Below are 19,622 nucleotides of genomic sequence, written 5' to 3'. Positions count from 1 at the left end.
GGCCCCAGAGGCAGAGTCCACCAAGCGGCCTGGCCCGGAGGGTCTGAGCCTGTCGGCCGGGTCTTGCCGAACGTTTGTCTACGGGACGCGTCATAATGTCCGGAGCCGGGTGGAGACTCTCTGCTCGGCTATTTGTATGCCTGAACCTCAGAACATGGGCGGATTTGCCGCCCTCGGCCTCGCGCCTGGGCTTCTCACGAAGCTCTCGCGGCAAGGCATCACCACCCCGACCCCGATCCAAGCCGCGGCGATCCCGCTGGTGCTGGAGGGACGGGACGTTGTCGGACTCGCCCAGACGGGCACCGGCAAAACTTTCGCTTTCGGCCTCCCCCTCGCGATGCGGTCTCAGAAGGGCTGCTTCGCGCTCGTGCTCGCTCCCACCCGGGAGCTGGCCGAACAGATCGAGGCCAACCTTCGCAAGCTCGACATCCGCACGGCCGTGCTCGTCGGCGGGGCGTCGATGAACCGCCAGGTCTCTGCCTTGCGGGGACGGCCCGAGATCGTCGTCGCCACCCCGGGCCGACTGCTCGACCACGTCGAACAGCGCACGATCGACCTGCGCCGTGTCCATGCCGTCGTGCTTGACGAGGCCGACCGAATGCTCGACATGGGCTTCGCGCCGACGATCAAGCGGATCCTGGGCATGACGCCTCGCGAGCGCCAGACGATGCTCTTCTCGGCGACCATGCCGAGGGCCATCGCCGAATTGGCCGCGGAGTTCCTTATCAATCCCGCCCGGGTCGAGGTCGCCCCTGCCGGAACGGCTGCCGAACTGGTCTCCCAGAAGCTACTGATGGTGCTTCACCCGGAGAAGCAGGCGGCGCTCGGAAAAATCCTGGACGACCACACCGGGACCGTCCTCGTCTTCGCCCGGACTCGCCACGGCGCGCGCAAGCTCGCCAAGGTCGTGCGCGGCTTTGGGCACAGCGCCGCCGAGATCCATTCCGACCGCACCCCGCCCCAACGACGGGCCGCGCTCGAAGGGTTCAAGTCGGGTGAGCACCGTATCTTGGTGGCCACCGACATTGCCGCCCGAGGCATCGACGTGCACGAGATCGGCCTCGTCGTGAATTACGACCTCCCCGACAACCCCGAGGACTACATCCACCGGATCGGCCGCACGGGCCGCGCCGGCGCAACGGGCAAGGCCATCACGCTCGCCACGCCCGAACAGAAGGGTGGGGTCAGGGACATCGAGCGCCTGCTCGGCAAGGCTTTCGACGCGGACCATTCGGCCCCGCGCGACCCGGGCCACAAGGGCGCCGCGCCCTTCGCTCAGCGTAGCCGCAGGCCCCAACACGCCTCCGGCGTCCACGCCCACCGTCCGCGCAAGCGCGCGACCGTGCGCTAACGATCCTTCTCCCAGTGCGGACAGCCGCACAGGGAAGGAACCGCAGGGTTCTAAGGCCGGCTCTCGCCGACCTCAGAACCCTGCCCACAAGCCTAGACTTCCGCGGTCCCTTGGCGGGTTACGGATTGTCGCCTACAGGCAAGACGTTGATCCAACCAGGGCCGGTCATCTCGCCCGCTCTCACGGCCGTAAAGGTCTTCGGGATGCGCACCGTGCCAGCCACCACCATGTTGGTGAACTCGGTTAGCTTGAGGGTTCCGTTGGGGCTGTAGGTCATGATCCGGTTCCCACCGGTCTGGACGAAGACCGTGTTCTGTGGCCCTGCCATCAGCCTTTGGATACCGCCCGTCACCTTGGCCTTGACGGGAATGCCGATGCGCTTGTTGCCCTGGCGGACGTAGACCGTCCATCCCTGCTGTCCAGGCTCCGAGACCATATAGTTGCCGCTTTGCGAATCGATGGCAAAGAGGCCTTCGCCTGTCGCGACCCGGACGTCCGGCTTGGCCGGGGCGATGCGGAGCAACGGCTCGCGGCGAAGCGTGGTGAAGTCGGCGTCGAAGGTGCTTATGCCCTCGAGGTCGCTATCGAGGGCGACCACGCCGCCTGTCTGGTCGTCGACCTCGATCGCGGCGGCCTTGCCCGGCAAGTTGATCGAGGTCGTTCGGTCGCCGTTTCGCCGCACTCGGGTCACCGAGTCGAAAAACGCGCCCGCGCGCAGGACATAGACGTCCTGGTCCGGACCACCGACTGCCACCTGCCTCGCGGCTGCGCTTGTCAGCACCGTCGTCGCGGCTTGGGTCGCTATGTCGATCATCTTCACCTGCCCCGCCGAGTTCAGCATGCAGATTCCAAACTCGCTCGGGTCGAAGCACCAATCCTGGATGGTGTCCGTCGTGGTCACGGTGTAGGTTGAGGGGAACTGGCCCTGCGTGGGGTCTTGCGGCATGTACTGGAAGCGGATGTTGATGTTCGTCCCGTCCAGGTTCGGGGCGGGCCAGCCCGCGTAGACCGGCATAAAGGCGCTCATGCTGTCGACCATCGCCCGGTTGTTCCCGTTGTCCCCTGTCCAGAACGTATAGCGAGCGTGGGTGATAGGTCCGTGATCGTTCGTGTTCAAGGTGAAGTTCTGCGTGTCCTTCTGCTGGAATATGAAGGGACTCTGCTTGGTGTTGTCGCCATCGTCCTGTGCCGGGTCGGTGACCAAGAAGTAACGTTGCGAACCTTGGATCCCAAAGCCACCAATGGTCACGCTGTGCCCGCCTGTGCGGAACCACGTGCCGTTCACGTTCGCATAGCGGCCATAGGCTATCCGGACGAGTGCTCCGGCCCGGAACTGGTTCATGATCGAGTTATAGCCCCAGGTGCTGGACGGCCCCCACGCGCCCATGATCACCAGCTTGCTTGTGTGAGCATCGATCCAGGCGAACTCGGCGGGCCAGGCCTTTTTAGTCCCGTCCTGCGGGTGCGTCCCCATCAGGAAGCCCACGAGGAAGATGAGGGCTGTCATTTCGCCATGGCTGCTCGGGCTATACCCGGCCAGCATGTTCGGCATGCCGTACTTCTGAAAGTAAGCGCAGCAGTTGACGAAACTGGTCGGCACGCAGTACATGTTCCCGTTATTGGGCAGGCCTGACCGCCTCTGGTCAAGGTCAAACATGTCCGCGCGGAAGCGGAATTCGTCCGCATATGCAGGACTGAAGATGCAAGCGGCGAAGCCAAGCATCGCGAGACGGGTCGCGAAAGGTCTCATCTAAGAAGACCATACCCCTGGATCTATCTGTAAAGCGAACACTTTGGCAGTTGCCGGTGAAGCTAACAGGTGTACTCCCCTCCGGGTGAGAGGCGACAGACCGTTAAGGAATGCACAAGGAGTTACACGCAACGGCCGTAGCCGAAGGCTATTCCAGGGCGGCGTTTGCCGACCTGGAACCTGAGTCCGGCAATCCTCCGTCGCTGCCGCGCGGCGTCCCACCCAGGGATCGGTCCATTGCTACCGAATGGGCCGATCCCTGCGCGGGCAGTGAGGTTATGTTACGGATGGGTTACGGGTAGAGGACGACGAGCCGCAACTGGTCCGTCGCCGTGCTGAACGACTTCCGCGCCAGCGGGCCTGTCGGTCTCCAACTCAGCCGCACCAGCGCCTTCCTCGTCGCCGGGTCGACGAACCGCGAGACGTTGCTGGAGAGCAACACCTCGTAGGGCTGGTCGATGCCCAGGCTCGGGCGCGTGTCGAGGTCGACCCAGGCGTTCGCGACCACGTCGAACGCGGACAAGGTCAAACCCACACTGGAGGTCGGAACTGCGTCGGACGTGGACTCGATCCTGAAGAACAGTTTGTCCACTGTGGCTTGCGCGAGCGCGAACTCGCACTCCACCTGGATCCACGGCGACGCCGGGTTTGGCCGGATGAAGTCGCGCAGGACGAAGTCGTCCTGGTCCGATTTCTCGAGGCTGCCCAGGTTCCCGCCCAGCAACTGGCCGATCAAGACGCGCGCGGAGGACGGGGCCAGGGCCGCCGCGTTTCCGACGGCCACGTGCAGACGAGTGGTGCCGCGCTCGTTATCGCTGTCGATCGTGGTCAGGTCGACCGGCCAGATCCCGCGGGAGTTGAACTGCTCGTACGCAGTCGCGCCGTAATAGAGCGTGTTGCCGGGGAAGAGCCACTCGACGTTGCCGATCAGGCCGTCTGGGTCGAACGAGCGGTCGCTGTAGAATGTCCCGTTCATCCCAACTGGCCCCGCCTCGGGAACGGCCCGGCCGATCGCTACCGGCCTTTGGTTCGGCAGGCGAGGCCAAACGCGCACGGTCGTGGTGGTCTGGCCGCCCCCGTCGTCGGTCACGGTGAGCTTGGCTGCGAACGGTCCGCCCTGCGTGTAGACGTGGACCGGGTTGGCTTGGGCGGAGAAGGCGCTGCCGTCGCCGAAGTCCCAGCTGTATCCGGTAAGGGTGCCGTCGGTGTCGAAGCTTCCTGCCGAGTTGAAGGTCACGGTCAGAGGCGTCACGCCTGCGTTCGGGGTCGCTTCGGCATAGGCCACTGGCGGTTCGTTATCTGCGGTGACGGTTTGCTTGACCGACACTCGGTAGGACGACCGGACCGAATCCAACTCCATAGTGGAGGCCAGGAGAAGGTTCTGGCCCGTCAGGGCCGCGATGTTCGGGTCGGTGTCCCCCACCCGGTTGGCCGAGATCAGGAAGCCGACCGGGTCGACCACGGTGCCGTTCTCGCGGATCCGCATGCCGAAAAGGTCGCTACGGGCGTCGAGCTGCTCAAGCGACTGGACGGCCCCTGCGTTGCGCTGGTCTTGGAAGACCACCGTGAAGTAGCGTCCGTCCCAAGCGGCGCGGGGGCGGTACTGATCCTCGGTCCAGGGCGTCAGGTTGATCTGTGGCCCCACCACGCCGGACGGCAAGATGCGGTGGCACTTGAGGTCGGTCTCGACCCCGGATGTGAGCTCGGCCGATTGGAAGAGGAACGCGACGTCCTCGCTGGCGGCGACCGCCACCTCAAAAATGCCGTTGCCCCCTGCGGTCGAGAACGTGTTGCCCACTTTGGTCGAAAAGGCGACCGTGCCGTTCGAGCGGACGAACACGGCCGCGGTGTCCGCGTTCGAGTTGTTGTGCGTCCAGTTGCTGCTGTAGCCCACCAGCCACTCGCTGCCGAAGCGGCACACCGCAGGCGCGGACCGCAAGTACCCGCCGCCGAGTTGGATGGCGCTGGGGTCGAGCACCTGCCCCGAGCCGTTGACGCGCCATCCCAGGGCGGTGATGATTTGGGGAGTCGAGCCGTACTTGCGGCCCGTCACGAGGAAGATCCCGCCAAGCGCGGCGACGTCAGCCGGGCCGAACGCCTGCAAGCCGACCAGGAAGGGTTGCGGATCGAGCTTCGTGCCGGTCTGGTCTATGCGCTGCGCCACGATCCCGTTGCTCGCGCCCCAGGCGACCAGGTAGCACGTGCCGTTCCAGGCGACGTTCGGCGAGCCGAGCCCGTTGAGCGACGGACCCGTTGCGAGGGACACCGGTTCGGCCGTCGTCGCCTGTCCGTTCGGGTCCAGTGGTTGGGCCAGCACGCGGGTGCCGCGGCCGGTGGAGCTCAGGTAAACGACCATGGAACCGTTCGCGCCGATTGCGGCGTCAGGGCGGTGTTGCAAAGTCGTCGCGAAGCTCGCTTTCTCAGTCGGGGTCTTGGCACCGTCTGTCCGGATGACGGCGGTCGCGACGTCGTTGTTACCGTCGACGTAGGGCACCCATGCGATCTGGATGTCGCCTTGGCCGGTGCCGCCGATGGGGCCAGTCTGCGCTTCGGCGACCAAGCGGCCGCCCGGATCGAGCAAGACGCCGTTCGGCGAGACCCGAGCTGTCCGCACTCCCGGCAAGGTTCCCCAAGTCACGCGCCAGTTGAAGCCGTCCCACGTCGCGGCGGGCTTCGTGTTCCCGATCGGGTCGTTCCCCGCCGAGATGTCAATGCCTTCACCGTCTAGCTTGGTGCCGTCCGGCAGGACGCGCCGCCCGAAGTAGCCGGTCGAGAAGTTCGGGCGCGTGCCGTTCCAGGTCGCGAAGAACTGGCCGCCGTTTGACGTCAACGCTAAGACGCCCTCCGGCTGGAGCTGTCGCGGGGTCGGGGTGAGCGGCTTTAAGTCGGCATCGAGCAGCACGTAGCCCGCCCCAAGGTTGACGTCCGACCACATCACCATGTTCACCCCGTCGGCAAACGCCACCTGGGGATTGAAGTAGATATAGTACGACTCCGGAACGACGATCCGGTTCTGGGGGTCGAGGATCTTGCCGTCCGGCCCGATCCGCATCGCGACGATGCCGTTCGAGGTGCCCGATCCGTTGTTGACGACGAGCCAGTTCAAGCCGTTGGAGGTCATAGACCAACCGCCGCCCCCTCGTCTCATGCCCGTCAGCTTGATGGGATCCTTGTCCAAGACGTTGCCGGAGGGCGCGACGCGCACGGCCGCGAGGCCGGTGTCGTAGTAATATCCCGTCCCGCCGAGAACGACTGAGTCGAACGCCACCAGCCAGTTCTCCCCGTTCCAGACGGCTTGCGGGCGGTCTTGCGTGCCTGGCGCGGTGCAGATCGGGATGGGGGACGAATCGAGGATATGCCCATCGGCGTCGACCCGGACCCCGTAAATATCGCGGGAGGACTCGTATTCGTAGCTCCCGTACGGGTTGCTGCGCGTGTCAGACCAGACCAGCAACCGGATCCCGGTGCCGGTGGAGATGTGGGGGTTCGCTTGGTCGCCCGCCGCATACTCGTTCAGCAGGTCGCCGGGCAAAGGAGAAAGAGGGGACTGGGCGACTGCGATCGCCGCGAAAGCCGTTAACAGTGTGGCCATCTGGGCCACGCGCGTATAGGTCATTTTATCTCCTGGTCGCGACCGGTCGGGCCAAGGTTTCGCCAGTCAAGTCGCGCTCCGATCAGCGGGCCCCTTGCCGCCAGCCCACCTCAAAGAGTGCTCGAACTGAGCAAGGCGGCGGATAAGCATGCTGATATAAAGGATTGTACTTCTTAGGCGTCTTGATTCAGTCGTTTCTGCATGAACAAAATGTCCTAAGAACTGTGGACGTTTATTTCAATTCCGATGCCGATAGCCGGGTATGTTTCTGAGCAGTAACGAGTCCGCGGGGCCTGTAAAGACCGACTTCTTATGGGTTGCTACGGGACGCTCCTTCCTGCACCTGAGGGCCAGCCTTCCTCGAACCGCATATAGAGCACGGGCAGGACGATCAAGGTCAGGAAGGTGGCGGAGAGGATGCCGCCGATGACAACGGTCGCCAGCGGACGTTGGACCTCTGCCCCGATGCCTGTGCTCAACGCCATCGGCACAAACCCCAGGGCCGCCACGAGGGCCGTCATCAGGACGGGCCGCAGCCGCTCCTCTGCCCCCCGCCGCACCGCTTCGGCAAGCGACAGTCCTTCGCCCCGCAGGGCGTTGATCGCGGAGACCATCACCACCCCGTTCAACACGGCCACGCCCGAGAGCGCGACGAATCCGACCCCCGCGGTGATGCTGAACGGCATCCCTCTCAAGGCGAGGGCGGCCACGCCCCCCGTGACGGCCAAGGGGACGCTCGAGAAGACCAGCAATGCTTGGCGAAGGGAGCCGAACGTACTGAAGAGCAGCACGAAGATCAGGCCCAAAGCGAGCGGCACGACCACGGCCAGCCGCTGCGACGCCCGTTGAAGGTTCTCGAACTGCCCGCCCCAGATCACGTAGTAGCCCTCGCCAAGCGTCAACTCCTTCGCCAGTTTCCGCTGCGCCTCGGCCACAAAGGATCCTAGGTCGCGGCCGCGTACGTTCAACTGGACCACGACCCGCCGCTTGGCATTCTCCCTCGAGATCTGGGCCGGCGCCTCGACCTCGCCGATCGTCGCCAGGCTCGCGAGGGGCACCGTCGCCCCCGTTGGCGTCGCGATCCTCAAATCCCGGATCGCGTCCATGTCGTCCCTCACTTCGTCCGGCAGAGTGACGGTCAGTGCGAACCTTCGTTCACCTTCCAAGACCTGTCCCACCGGCTCGCCCCCCATTGCAACCGAGATGAGGTGCTGGACGTCCCCGACGTTCACTCCCAGTCGCGCCATCGCTTCCCGATCCAAGTCGATTTGGAACACGGGCACCGCGTCCACTTGCTCGACTTCAACGTCCGCCGCACCAGGAGTCTCGCGCATGAGTTGCGCGATCCGGTCTGCCTGTCGTTTGAGTTCGGCGAGGTCATCCCCGAACACCTTGATCCCAACGTCGGCCTTGACCCCGGACACGATCTCAGAGAAGCGAAGCTCGATCGGTTGGGTGAAGCTGTAGCCTTGCCCCGGCACTTGCTCGGCCTTCTCTTGCAGCTCGGCCAGGAGCCGCTCCTTCGTCATTCCCGGGCGCCACTCTTTGCGCGGCTTGAGCATGACAAAGCTGTCTGTGATGCTGATCGGCATGGGGTCGGTGGCGATCTCTGGAGTCCCCGTCCTGGAAAACACAGTCTCGACTTCGGGGACTTCCCGCACCTTGCGCTCGTATTTCGTCACGAGGTCCAGCGTTTGCTCCAGACCGACGGACCGCAACCGGACCGGCTGGATGACCAAGGCTCCCTCGTCCAGCTGGGGGATGAACTCCGAGCCCAAGCGAGTGAAGAACCCCGCAGCCAAGGCAAGCAAGGCCAGGGCCACCCCGATGACAAGTCCCTGCCGCTTCAAAGCGAAACCCAGCGTGGGCTGATAGAGCCGCGAAGCAAACCGCAAGACGGGGCTGTGCCGCTCCTGGGTGTCACGGCTCAGGAAGAGTGAGCATAGAGTCGGGACGAGGGTGAGCGACAACACCAAGGCCCCGACCAAGGCGAGGATGAAAACTAGGGCCATGGGACGGAACATCTTCCCCTCTGTGCCCTCCAGCGCCAGGATCGGGACAAAGGTGGCGATGATGATCATCTCGCCGAACTGCGTCACCTTGCGCACTTCCGAAGTCGCCCTTTGGACGATCTCAAGGTGCTCGCTGTGGGTCAGGGCCCGGCCCAGACGTTCACGCGCTTGCCCCAGCCGGCGCACGCAGTTCTCCACCATGATCACCGCCCCGTCCACGATGATCCCGAAGTCGATCGCGCCCAGGCTCATCAAGTTGCCGCTAATCCCGAACCGCTCCATCCCCAGGATCGCGAACAGCATTGCCAGCGGGATGGCCACGGCCGCGATCACCGCCCCGCGAAAGTTGCCGAGCAGCAAGACCAAGACCAGGATCACGAGCGTCGCCCCCAGGGTGAGGCTCTCCTGCACCGTATGAAGCACCTGGTCGACGAACTCGGCCCGGTTGTAGGTCGTGGTGAGGCTCACGTCTGCGGGCAGCTGCCGCCGGACCTGTTCGAGGCGCTCGTCCACGGCCGTGGCCACCGTCCGCCCGTTGGCCCCCTTTAGCATCATCACGGTCACGACCAGGCTCTCCTTGCCGTCCTTGGTCGAGACCCCCGTGAGCACGGGCCGCCCAAGCCGCACCGTCGCCACGTCGCGTATCAGCACCGGAACCCCGTCTTCGGCTCTCACGACAATCTGCTCTAGGTCCGCAATCGATCGGGCCAGGCCGACAGAGCGCACGAGGATCCGCTCACCGTTCCTTTCGATGACCCCGCCCCCCGCGTTCTCGTTGTTCTCCCGCAGGGCGGCGACGACCTCCGCCACCGAGACGCCGTAGGCCAGCATCCCGGTCGGCGAGACCACGACTTGGTACTGCTTCACGGTGCCGTCGGCCACGTTCACTTCGGCCACGCCAGGCACTGTGCGCAGTTGCGGCGCCACCACCCAGTCCTGCAACTCCCGCAGGTCCATGGGCGACCGCTGCTCGCTCTCCAGCGCGTACATGTAGATGTCGCCGAGCCCGGTCGAAACCGGCCCCATCTCCGGCTGGCTGACTCCTTCCGGCACCTTGTCTCGCACGCTCGCAAGCCTCTCTCCCACCAGCTGCCGGGCAAAGTAGAGGTCCACGTCGTCGCGAAACGTGACGTTCACCTGCGAAAGCCCGAACTGGCTCAAGCTCCGCACCTGGACAACGCCCGGCACGCCCCCCATCGCCGTCTCGATCGGCAACGTCACGAGCTTCTCGACCTCTTCCGGCCCAAGTCCGCCCGTCTCGGTGTTGACGGTCACGAGGTTCGTCGTGATGTCCGGCACGGCGTCCAGCGTCACCCGGGGCCACGCCCAGATCCCCAGGGCCACCAGCAACAACGAGCCGACCACCACCACAAGCCGCTGGCGCAGGCTGAACGCCAAGACGCGTTCCAGCATCAGTGCTCGTGTCCCCGCAGCTCGTCGCTGTTCTGCTGGCTCTTCAGGATGAACGCTCCGTCCGTCACCACCAGCTCGCCAGGCTTCACGCCGCTTTCCACTGCGCGATAGCCGCCGGTCCCGCCGACTGTGCGGACCTTGCGCCGCACAAAGCCCCCGCCCTCCTTCACAAAGACAGACTGCTCGCCGCCCTCCTCTACAAGCGCTTTCGTCGGCACAGAGGGCAGGGATCGCGGGGCCCCGTTTGAGAGGCTGACCTGCACAAACATGTGCGGCTTCAAGACCCCGCCGGTGTCCTCCAGAAGGCAAGGCACCGCCAGCGTCCGCGTCTTGGCGTCGAGGCTGGGCGGCACGCTTTGCACGGTGCCCTCAAAGACCCTGCCCGAGAGGGCCTGGGCGGTCACCTGCACTTTTGCCCCCCGCTGCACCAGCCCGACACTCCGTTCCGGGACGAGCGCCGTTGCATAGACCGCGGAGAGGTCCGTGATCTCGAAGAGCGCCTGCGTCCTGTCGACCGCCTGTCCGCGAGTCACGGCCACTTCCGCCACCGTGCCGGAGATCGGGGCCAGGAGCGGTGTCCGGCCGCCGCTTGCCTTGGCTCCACCTGTGTAGGTCTGGTAGGCCGCGCGGGCGTTGCCAACCCCCTTCTCCGCCGAGGCCACAAAGCCTCGGGCGAATCGCACAGCCAGTTCGGCTTGTTCCATGCCTAGTCGCGCCGTCCTCACGTCGCTCTCGGCCGCTTGCACCTCGCGTGCGTTGAGCAGCCCTCGCTGGGCGATGCCGCGTTCTCGTTCAAAGGCCGCCTTCGCCAGGTCGAACCGCGCTTGGGCCAGAGCCACCCGCCCGGTGTCTTGCTCAAGCTCCAGTCTCGCGGCGTCCAGGTCGTTCCGCGAAACAAGCCCGTCCCGAAACAGCCGTTCTAGCCGCAGGAGCAATTCACGGTGCGAAGCCTGCTCGTTCCGGGCTGCGAGAAGGGCCGCCTGCGCTTCGTTCCACTCGCCTTGGGCCGCTTGGAGCGGCGCCTGGCTGAAGGCGCCCGCCTCTGCCAGTTGCCGTTGCCGGGCCAAAGTCTGATTGGCGGCCTCTACACGCGACCGGGCCAGGGCGAGGTTCCCCTCCGCCTCACGCAGCCTCGCCTGGGCTTCGTCCCGGACGCGGGCCGCGTCTGTCGTCCTCGACCATGCCTCGGCCAGTTCGGTGGACTCCACCATGCCCAGCACCTGGCCCTGCCGAACCCGGTCGCCTGGCTTGACGTCCAGGCGCACGAGCCGTCCCGCGACTGGCGGCGTCACCACTGCCCGGCCCGCCGGTGTCGGCGAGACTGTGCCCGGGACAATGAAGCTGCCCTCGAACACCCGCTCCCGCACCTCTTCCGTTCGGATGCCGGCGCCCTCAAGTTGTTCGGCGGTCAGGGCTACCGTCCCGTCTTCGTGGGCGGCGTGTTCCTCTCGAGGCTCGTTGCCCTGGCTCGTGCCACACCCCAGCGCCAGGGGGAGCACGACCAGGCCCAGTGCCCAAGCCCCTTTCACCGCAGGGCCTCCAGCACGACACCCGTCGTCCGTAACCGGGCCGCCTCCGCAAGCTCCAGCCGCAGTCGGGCCTCGATCGCCGCTTGCTCGAGTTCCCTCAGAGAACGGGTCGCCTCCAGAACGTCGGTCAACGTCCCGATCCCGTTGTCGAGCCCGCGCTGGATCGTCTCGACCAGCGCCCGGTTCTGGTCGATCAGCCCGGCCAGGGCTTCCACTTGCCCCCGCGCCGTCGTGGCTTCGAGCTCGACTGCGGCGTGTTCCGCCTCCGCCCGCCGGAGGTTCACGTCGTACTCGGACTTCAGCGCTGCCCTCTCCGCTTTGGCCGAATCTTCCTGGGCGCGGCTGCGACCGTCGTCCCAGAGCGTCCAGGTCGCCTGGAGCCGTCCCCCGACCTCGCCCCGGCCGTCGCTCCAAGGAGAGCGGAACGCAAGGGCACTCACCTCCGGCAGTCGAGAAAGCTGGGCGGCGCGCCGCTCGGCCCCTGCAACTTGGATTCGAGCCTGGACCTTCTCGAGGTCGGGCCGCTGAGCCAGGTCCGCGTCGCGCGTCGAGGGAAGCTCGATCGTCCCCTCCACCGCTTCCACTTGGGCCGCCCCGATCGCTGCCGCCAAGCGCCGCAGGGCCGCCTCGTATTCCGACGTCCTGGCCCGCGCCTCCTGGTGCGCCCGGCCATGCTCGATACGTGCCCTTGTGGCTTGCACTTGGGGGAGGTCGCCTCCTTCGACCCGTCGCTCCGTCGCGGCGAGGATCTGCTCGGCAAGGGCTTCCAGCGAGCGGGCCGCCGTGGCCAAGTCCCGCGCCGCCTTGGCCCTTGCGAAGAGCTCGACCACTTCGGCCTGCAGGTTCAGAAGGGCATGCCGGTAGTCCGCTTCCGCCTCTTTGACCCTGGCCTGGCCCAGACGTTTCTGCCCGGCAGCCCTACCGAAGACGTCGATCGGCTGTTCGAGGAAGAGGTCTTCGTCCGTCGGGCCAAGGTCGCTAGGGCTCGAGAGACCAAGGCCGACCCTGGTCGCTGGATACGCGCCAAGCGAGCGGGCCGTGGCCCGTGCCCTCTCGATCGCAAGCTCGGCGGCCTGAAGGGCCGTCTGGTTCGAGCGGGCGGCGCGCAGGGCGTCGTCCAACGTCAACGATTGCGCCCCGGCAAGGGCCGGAGCCAGGAGCAGCCATGCGGCCGCGAGGCGTTGTGAATTCATGTCAGCTTCAGGGCTTAGGTCTGGGCAACCGGCGTTGCGCCGGCTGCAGGTCGGTTAAGCGGTCTGAAGCGTTGCGGGAGGGGCGCGGGATGCGGTCGGGCTTGGTGGGCCGGTAGGCGGATGGCCGACCAGGGCCGCCCCGATTTGTGAAGCGGCCACCGGAGAGGTCTCTACAAAGAGTTCGCCCGGCGGCAGAAGGACTTCATCGAGGCTGAGCGGCTCCGATTTAAGCGCCTTTTGGCCGGAGTGCCCCTCACCGTGGCAAGTTTTAAGCTCGCAGCAATCGTGGCAGTCGTTGTGGTCCGCCGCAGGACGGAGAGGGCCCGCGCCGCCTTCGCCACAGGCCAACTGCTCGCAAGCCTGGCACAGACCGCCGTCCGGCAAATAGAAGGCGGAGGCGCACAAGTGGGCCTGGGCGACGACGAGCAAGACGAGCGCGCCTAACCAAAACCCTAACCGTTGTTTGCCCGCGGCCACGAACCCTGGCATTATGCCCGATGGAGCTTGGCCGCCCCCGCCCTCGCAGAATTCAACGTTCAGTGGCGTCTAAAACTTAATGGTAAGGTTTGCCAAGCTCGGTTTAGAGAGCTTTGGTGCAACCATGAAAACTCATCTCTTGGTCAGCTTCTTCTCGGCGACGGTCTCCGGCGCAGTGGCCGGCGGTGCGATCGCCGCTGGCTTCGTCAACCTGCAGGACTCGACGCCCGGCACGCCCCAGACCGGCCACATCAACGTCACGGGAAACATCCTCGGCCGTAGGGTGGGCCTCGGGACGGACCCCAGCCTCGCCCGGGTCCAAGTCAACGAAGGCGGCACGCTGCAGGGGGTGCGGGCGGAGACCGCAAGCGGTGTGAGCGTCTATGGAAAGAACACTGCCGCCAGTGGTTTGGGCGCCGGCGGTTACTTCACGACGAACTCCGTCGGCGGGCGCGCGCTCGTCGCCGACGCCATGAGCGCCACGGGGTCCACGGTCGGGGGCCTCTTCTACAACCGTTCCAACAATGGTGTGGCGATCTGGGGGATCCAGCGCAAGCAAGACGGCGCGGGCACGGGCGTGTTTGGCGAGGCCTATAGCGCGAACGGAATCGCGGTTGCAGGCCGGAACAACATCAGCGGCAACTCCTTCACTGCGGCGACCGGCACCGACTCTCTCCGCACGGGCGGGGCCCTGCCGAAACATGGCTACGCCGGCGGCGACGCTGCCATGGTGCCAGTCGCCTATGGACAAGTCGATTTTTCAGGCGGGGTTTCCAGCGGCACCCAGAACTGGACGTCCACGTACAACTCGGGGTTGGACCGGTACGAAATCACGATAACGGGAGAGTCGTTCTTCTTCAGCGAATACGCGACGGTCGTGACCCGGCTCAGCCAAGGCTTCGCTCGTACAGGCAGTGTTGGCGGGAAGTTCTTGGTCGTCACGGCGAACACTTCGGCGGTCGCAGACCAAACGGCCTTCAGCTTCGTGGTCTATAAGCGGGTGCCAAACCCCCAGGGGTCGCAACCGTTCGCCCCTCCCCGCCACAGCTTCCGGGAGGATGCCGAGTGGGCTGCGAAACGCCCGAGGGAGGCGGAATCCTATAGGGCGGCGCGCGCGCAGTACGAGGCCGCTTCGACCCCCGTCCCGACGCTGCCTTCCGCGTTTGACTGACACTCCCTCCCCTCCCTCGTGTGGACCGGGTCGGCTCGTGCCCGGCCCCATGAGGGAGGGGTTGGGGAGGGAGATCGGCGACACTTAACCGGGGACTTCCACCACGCCGAGCACCATCGGCCCGGCCGCCTGGCCCGTGCTTGAGCGCAGGTAGCGGGCCGCGCACGCCACATAGCGGCCGGCGTAGGGGTTGTCTTCTAGCGGCACGTCCACCGACAGCGAGCCCGGCACGAACCGCACGAACGCCTGGTGCCGGTACGCCCTCGGGTTCGGCAACGAGATCGAGGACCGCACCCGTGCGAGCATGAGCTCGGTCACGACGTCCAGCCCGTTCGGCGCGTCCGCCGTGAACCGCACCGCCCCCGGCACCGACTCGACCGAGAGGCTGGGCGCGTCGCCGCTAAAGGGGCTGGCGGGAGGGGTGACCGGGATCGTCGCGCCTGGGTCGATCCGCAGCACCTGGTACGCGAGCCCGGTGAAAAGGTTGTACGCCCGCGGGGTCGTGGCTTGCCCCTCGCGGCGGTTGCGCCGCGCCTCCTCCTCGGCATAGTCCAGCCAAGCCCGCTGCTGCGGGGCGCTGAGCGCGCGGAACGCCCGCGCCGCCCGCCGCATCAGCCCGCGCACGTGTCGCTGCGCCTCGGTGTCCGGGTCGTCGACGACCGGCCGCCCACGCAGATAGACGCTCCCGTCCGGCATCTGCACGAACACCGCACTCCCCGTCGCCCCACTGAGGCCGGGGAGGAAACAAGCCGTCTTGAGCTTGGCCATACGAGGGAATCGTCGGCATAACCCGGTCGATTCCCCACCCGAAACCCCAAGCCTGATCCTCCAAACCCCACCCCTCCCCCGCTGGCCAGCGGTGCAAATGCGGTGCAGCAAGGGGGAAACAACGGTGCAACAAAGGGCCGACCATCGTGCGCAGCCCGCGACTCCCTTGGAAGGGAGAGGGAGAGTCCGGAGCCCACTCCCCCTCCCCAAGCTTGGGGAGGGGCCAGGGGAGGGGAAGGCGGATTTTGGGCCGTCAGTTTCTTCGCGGATGGGGTACCCCCTCTCCCTCGGAAGGGCGAGTGGGAGCCCGGAACCCCCTCCCCCTCCCCACGCTTGGGGAGGGGCCAGGGGAGGGGAAGGCGGATCCTAGGCTGTCCGCTCCTTCGCGGATGGGGCACCCCCTCTCCCTCGGAAGGGCGCGTGGGAGTCCGGAGCCCACTCCCCCTCCCCAAGCTTGGGGAGGGGCCAGGGGAGGGGAAGCCGGATCCTAGGCTGTCCGCTCCTTCGCGGATTGGGTACCCCCTCTCCCTCGGAAGGGCGAGTGGGAGTCCGGAGCCCACTCCCCCTCCCCAAGCTTGGGGAGGGGCCAGGGGAGGGGAAGGCGGATTTTAGGCCGTCAGTTTCTTCGCGGGCGCGGTCAGGCGATTCCAGCTAGGTCGTGGCCGGTAAAGGTGCTTGGCCGCGCGCATCTGGGCCGCGATTCCCTCACCCCCCTGGCCCCCTCTCCCTCGGAAGGGAGATGGGGAGGTTGGGTTGACGGGGGTTTTGGGCGCGCTCAGGGGCGGGAGGGGGTGGTGAGGCGGGCTTTGGCCTCAGCCAGAGCCTGCAGCCTGGCCTTCCACTGATTCTCGCGGCTGCCCCTGGGGAGGGCGGGGTTGTCGTCCCAGTTTTCATAGACCTTCTCGTCCTCGTACCCGCGACGGACGGCCTTCACCTCCCAGTCGAACTCGACCGAGGACGTGCCTTTGCGCATCTCGCGGACTATGACGGCGTCACCGTCGCGCTGGTAGTAGAGGCCCTCGCAGTCGCCGCGGGGCGTGAGGTGGACGGTCATCGTGCCGAGGTTGGCGAGCTTGAGGAAGTGGTCGGGGAGGCTGACGCGGGCGGCGCCGGAGGCGAGCTGGCCTGTTCCGCGCGTGTACATTGCAGCCTCGGGGCCCTCGATGCAGGCGTAGACGATATCCTTCCTGGGGTCGGTGGGATCGGGGACGCGGAAGTTCTTGAGTTCGGCCTGGATTCGGCCCTGTCGGTTGGAGTCGACGTAGATCGAGGCGCGCGGCAAAGAGGTCTCGTCAAAGGCGGAGAGGATCCCGCGACGGGCGTCCACGCCGAGGCCGTTCATCTGGATGTTGATGCTGTCGTTGTTGCCGTAGAGGGTGACCTCGCCACTGTTCCCCGGGTTGGGATTGAGCTTGATCATGGGCGCGTTCGAGCCGGTGCGGAACAGTTCGATGCCTTTTGTGGCGGCGCCGGCGAGGCCGAAGCTACCGATCCCGAAGCTGTTGTTCGTGACCCGAGCCAGCGAACCGGGGTCGAACTGGAGCGAATTGGCCCCGACCAGGTTCCAGGAGGCGAAGCCGTTGTTGTCACCGATCATGACGCCGTTCGATATGGCGTTCGTCCGCATGCGGATCCTCCCGTTGACGTCGAGCTCGACACCGGGACTGGTCGTGCCGATGCCGAGCCGGCCGTTGCCGGTGAAACGTGCGACCTCGGTGAAGAACTCGCTGGAGCCATGGCCGAACGCGATGCTGGCCGCGGGCGAGTCGGTGTAGATCTGGTAGAGGAAGCCCTGCACACCCATGCCGTAGTGCGCACCGCTTTCGCCGTAGAGCGAGACTTTGCTGCCCAGGGTGCTGGGGAATTGGATCGGGTAGCCAGGCTGGGCGCTTCCGATGGTGAGCGTGGGCGTGGACACCCCGGCGCGGGCGACGACATTTTCGGCGGCGGCGGTGCCGCCGACGTTCGAGTTGCCGACTTGCGGCGTTCCGGGCGACTGGGCCTGGAGGGCGACGTAGGCAGGCAACGTCCCGCCCACCTGGGCGACGGCTGGCAAGGAGAAGAGGGCGGCGATGCCGAGGCTGGCCAAGGCCCCGACGGCGAGGAACGATATTCGTGCGGTCCGGTTCATAGGCTGTCTCCAGGCGCCCGTCAGGAGCGGCCCAAGGTTCCGCAGGCCGTTCACGGGTCGCACCCTGACAGTATGCGCCAAGGTGCGCCCGTTCACGAACAAACGTGCGTTACGAGGGGCCGACCGCGTACTCCGCGAGCTTGGCGCGCCATTCGGGGACGACCTCGGCCTCCAGGTAGACGCCGTCCTCGCGATACTCCTCCTTCAGCACACGGCCGTACTTGTGGGCGGCCTCGATGAGGCCGTTGGAGCCATAGGGCACGAGGGCGCGGACGAGGGAGTAACGCTCTTTGAGCATCCCGGCGATGTGGGCGATAAGCTCCTCGGTGCCCTCGCCCGTCTTGGCGGAGACGGCGACGGAGTCGGGCCACTCGGCCACGAGCCGGCGCGTCAAAGTCGCGTCGGGCAGGGCGTCGATCTTGTTGAAGACGGTGAGCATCGGAACCTCTCCGGCGCCGAGCGAGGCGACGGTCTCGATCACGGCGTCGCGCTGCTCTTCCCAGTTTGGGTGGCTGACGTCCACGACGTGCAGCAGCAAGTGGGCCTCGGCGACCTCTTCCAGGGTGGCGCGGAAGGCGGCGACGAGCTGGGTCGGCAAGTTGCGGATGAAGCCGACGGTGTCGGTGAGGAAGACGGGGAAGCCGTCTTGCAGTTCGACGCGGCGGGTGGTGGGGTCGAGCGTGGCGAAGAGCATCGCGTCGGTGTAGACATGGGTGCCGGCCAGGCGGTTCATGAGCGTGCTCTTGCCCGCGCTGGTGTAGCCGACGAGCGAGACGATGGGGACGGGCTGCTCGCCGCGGGCGGCGCGTTGGAGCTGCCGCTGGCGCTTGACGTCTTCGATCGCGTCCTTCAGGTTCGCGATCCGGTTGTTGACCATGCGTCTGTCTGACTCGAGCTTGGTCTCACCGGGGCCGCGCATGCCGATGCCGCCGCGCTGGCGTTCGAACTTGGTGTAGACGCTCATCAGGCGCGGGAGCATGTAGCTGTACTGGGCGAGCTCGACCTGCAGCTGGCCTTCCCGGGTGCGGGCGCGTTTGGCGAAGATGTCCAGGATGAGGGTGGTGCGGTCGATGACGCGGCACCCGACGTTGTCCTGCAGGTTGCGGATCTGGACGGCGTTCAGCTCGGAATCGACGACAACGGTGTCCGCGGCGGAGGCGGCGACGTAGCCCTTGATCTCCTCGGCCTTGCCCGTTCCGACGTAGTTTTTGGCGTGGGGGCGGTCGAGGCGCTGGCGGGTGCTCCCTGCGACGACGCCTCCGGCCGCGTCGACGAGGCTCTCGAGCTCCATCTCGAAATAGGCGTCCTCAGCCTCGTCCGAATTGACGTAGACGAGGAAGATGCGCTCCGGGGCTTCTTGGGTGGTTTTGGGTTGTGGCAATGCTTATCTGTCCCTACGACGGCCGATGGGGCCTGTGACGGGGCGCGGACAGCCGAAAGTCTGGCTTTGGGGTGCAGAACGAGGAATCGACCTGACCGCGCGGGTTGGCGGTGAGTTGGGGGCGGTCGGCGAGGAGCGCCGACTCAGAGGTCGATCAGCCACATGAGAAGACGAGCGCTATTATGGCAGGTCGGGGCGGGGTTTGTCAAGCTCGCGGTGACACCTTGCCAGGAACGTGCTGGTCCACCGGCTCTATGCAGGCAAGTGCCCGGCCCTTTAGTCTCTTTCGTTATCGCGTCTGAGCTCCTCAAGCTCCAACCAGTACATCCGCGCCTCGTCCCATGTCCAAATGCGTTTCGTCTTCTGGTTAAAGAAACCGGTAAAGCCGATCGATTCAAAGAACGGGCGGTCTCGTTCTAGTGCGGCGACGAGCAAAGACGGCCCTCCCAAGGGTTGTAGCGAAGGGTTCTCTCTCTCCACTGCCTCACGCAGTTCCCAGCATTCGAAGATGGCTGCGGTGAACGATGCGAATGCGCCTTCAGGGTTCCTGTCTACTTGAAACGCGATTCGACCGGTTTGCCCGTTGAGCGTCACAAACTCCTGCGACGAGATTGCGCTTGCCATTGGCGCCATCCAGTCGGTTTGCACCTTGCCGCTGTGCTTGATCGCTTGGACATAAGGCGTCACCAATCTTTGTTCGATTCTCCGGACAGCATCTTCCGATAATCCCAGGGCCCTTCGCTCTTCTTCCGAACAGAGCTTGTAGACTGAGACCAGGTCCCCATCCGCAAGCCGTTCGACGGCAGCCAGAGACGTGCTCCGCTCGTCCATTCGTCGACTAAACAAGGCCGCCA

At 65.9% G+C, this 19,622-nt stretch carries 12 protein-coding genes; 3 read left to right on the top strand and 9 right to left on the bottom strand.

The window, feature by feature from the left end; translation table 11 throughout:
* The first annotated feature begins 136 nt into the window (after nucleotides 1-136).
* Nucleotides 137-1,351 (top strand): DEAD/DEAH box helicase, encoded by a 1,215-nt coding sequence (locus tag KF733_01000; GenBank protein ID QYK56064.1) that lies wholly within the window; start codon nucleotides 137-139, stop codon nucleotides 1,349-1,351.
* 118 nt (nucleotides 1,352-1,469) lie between these two features.
* Here KF733_01000 and KF733_00995 read toward each other — a convergent pair whose 3' ends face one another.
* From KF733_00995 to KF733_00975, 5 genes are all read right to left on the bottom strand, one after another.
* Nucleotides 1,470-3,101, bottom strand: coding sequence for a hypothetical protein (locus tag KF733_00995; protein QYK56063.1), 1,632 nt, complete (start codon nucleotides 3,099-3,101; stop codon nucleotides 1,470-1,472).
* Between the two features lie 292 nt (nucleotides 3,102-3,393).
* Nucleotides 3,394-6,693, bottom strand: a complete 3,300-nt coding sequence (locus KF733_00990; protein QYK56062.1) for a PKD domain-containing protein — start codon at nucleotides 6,691-6,693, stop codon at nucleotides 3,394-3,396.
* A 320-nt stretch (nucleotides 6,694-7,013) separates the two neighbouring features.
* Nucleotides 7,014-10,118 (bottom strand): efflux RND transporter permease subunit, encoded by a 3,105-nt coding sequence (locus tag KF733_00985; protein ID QYK56061.1) that lies wholly within the window; start codon nucleotides 10,116-10,118, stop codon nucleotides 7,014-7,016.
* Entirely contained in the window at nucleotides 10,118-11,647 is a 1,530-nt protein-coding gene (locus tag KF733_00980) for an efflux RND transporter periplasmic adaptor subunit (protein ID QYK56060.1), read from the bottom strand. The genes KF733_00985 and KF733_00980 overlap by 1 nt, the downstream gene beginning before the upstream one ends.
* Nucleotides 11,644-12,840 carry a TolC family protein gene (locus tag KF733_00975; GenBank protein QYK56059.1) on the bottom strand — a complete coding sequence of 399 codons (1,197 nt, stop codon included), beginning with the start codon at nucleotides 12,838-12,840 and terminating at the stop codon, nucleotides 11,644-11,646. The genes KF733_00980 and KF733_00975 overlap by 4 nt, the downstream gene beginning before the upstream one ends.
* 285 nt (nucleotides 12,841-13,125) lie before the next feature.
* On the opposite strand from KF733_00975, the gene KF733_00970 reads away from it, so the two are divergent.
* Nucleotides 13,126-13,284, top strand: coding sequence for a hypothetical protein (locus KF733_00970; protein QYK56058.1), 159 nt, complete (start codon nucleotides 13,126-13,128; stop codon nucleotides 13,282-13,284).
* A gap of 157 nt (nucleotides 13,285-13,441) precedes the next feature.
* Nucleotides 13,442-14,488, top strand: coding sequence for a hypothetical protein (locus tag KF733_00965; GenBank protein QYK56057.1), 1,047 nt, complete (start codon nucleotides 13,442-13,444; stop codon nucleotides 14,486-14,488).
* An 84-nt stretch (nucleotides 14,489-14,572) separates the two neighbouring features.
* On the opposite strand, the gene KF733_00960 is transcribed toward KF733_00965, so the two are convergent.
* From KF733_00960 to KF733_00945, 4 genes are all read right to left on the bottom strand, one after another.
* A complete protein-coding gene (locus KF733_00960) occupies nucleotides 14,573-15,256 on the bottom strand; it encodes a hypothetical protein (protein QYK56056.1) in 684 nt (227 codons plus the stop codon).
* A gap of 775 nt (nucleotides 15,257-16,031) precedes the next feature.
* Complete coding sequence (locus tag KF733_00955; protein ID QYK56055.1) at nucleotides 16,032-17,450, bottom strand: hypothetical protein; 1,419 nt, start codon at nucleotides 17,448-17,450, stop codon at nucleotides 16,032-16,034.
* A 46-nt stretch (nucleotides 17,451-17,496) separates the two neighbouring features.
* Nucleotides 17,497-18,768, bottom strand: a complete 1,272-nt coding sequence (hflX, locus tag KF733_00950; GenBank protein QYK56054.1) for a GTPase HflX — start codon at nucleotides 18,766-18,768, stop codon at nucleotides 17,497-17,499.
* Between the two features lie 276 nt (nucleotides 18,769-19,044).
* Nucleotides 19,045-19,599, bottom strand: coding sequence for a hypothetical protein (locus KF733_00945; protein QYK56053.1), 555 nt, complete (start codon nucleotides 19,597-19,599; stop codon nucleotides 19,045-19,047).
* Between the last annotated feature and the right edge of the window lie 23 nt (nucleotides 19,600-19,622).

This window comes from Fimbriimonadaceae bacterium, from assembly GCA_019454125.1.
Lineage (GTDB): Bacteria > Armatimonadota > Fimbriimonadia > Fimbriimonadales > Fimbriimonadaceae > JALHNM01.
The sequence above is the reverse complement of the archived record's forward strand: the minus strand, read 5'-3'. Positions and strand labels throughout refer to the sequence as shown.

Coding starts and splice junctions, on each gene's coding strand:
- KF733_00945 (QYK56053.1), bottom strand. CDS start 19,599: ATGGACGAGCGGAGCACGTCTCTGGCTGCCGTCGAACGGCTTGCGGAT.
- KF733_00985 (QYK56061.1), bottom strand. CDS start 10,118: ATGCTGGAACGCGTCTTGGCGTTCAGCCTGCGCCAGCGGCTTGTGGTG.
- KF733_00965 (QYK56057.1), top strand. CDS start 13,442: ATGAAAACTCATCTCTTGGTCAGCTTCTTCTCGGCGACGGTCTCCGGC.
- KF733_00975 (QYK56059.1), bottom strand. CDS start 12,840: ATGAATTCACAACGCCTCGCGGCCGCATGGCTGCTCCTGGCTCCGGCC.
- KF733_00990 (QYK56062.1), bottom strand. CDS start 6,693: ATGGCCACACTGTTAACGGCTTTCGCGGCGATCGCAGTCGCCCAGTCC.
- KF733_00995 (QYK56063.1), bottom strand. CDS start 3,101: ATGAGACCTTTCGCGACCCGTCTCGCGATGCTTGGCTTCGCCGCTTGC.
- KF733_01000 (QYK56064.1), top strand. CDS start 137: ATGCCTGAACCTCAGAACATGGGCGGATTTGCCGCCCTCGGCCTCGCG.
- KF733_00960 (QYK56056.1), bottom strand. CDS start 15,256: ATGGCCAAGCTCAAGACGGCTTGTTTCCTCCCCGGCCTCAGTGGGGCG.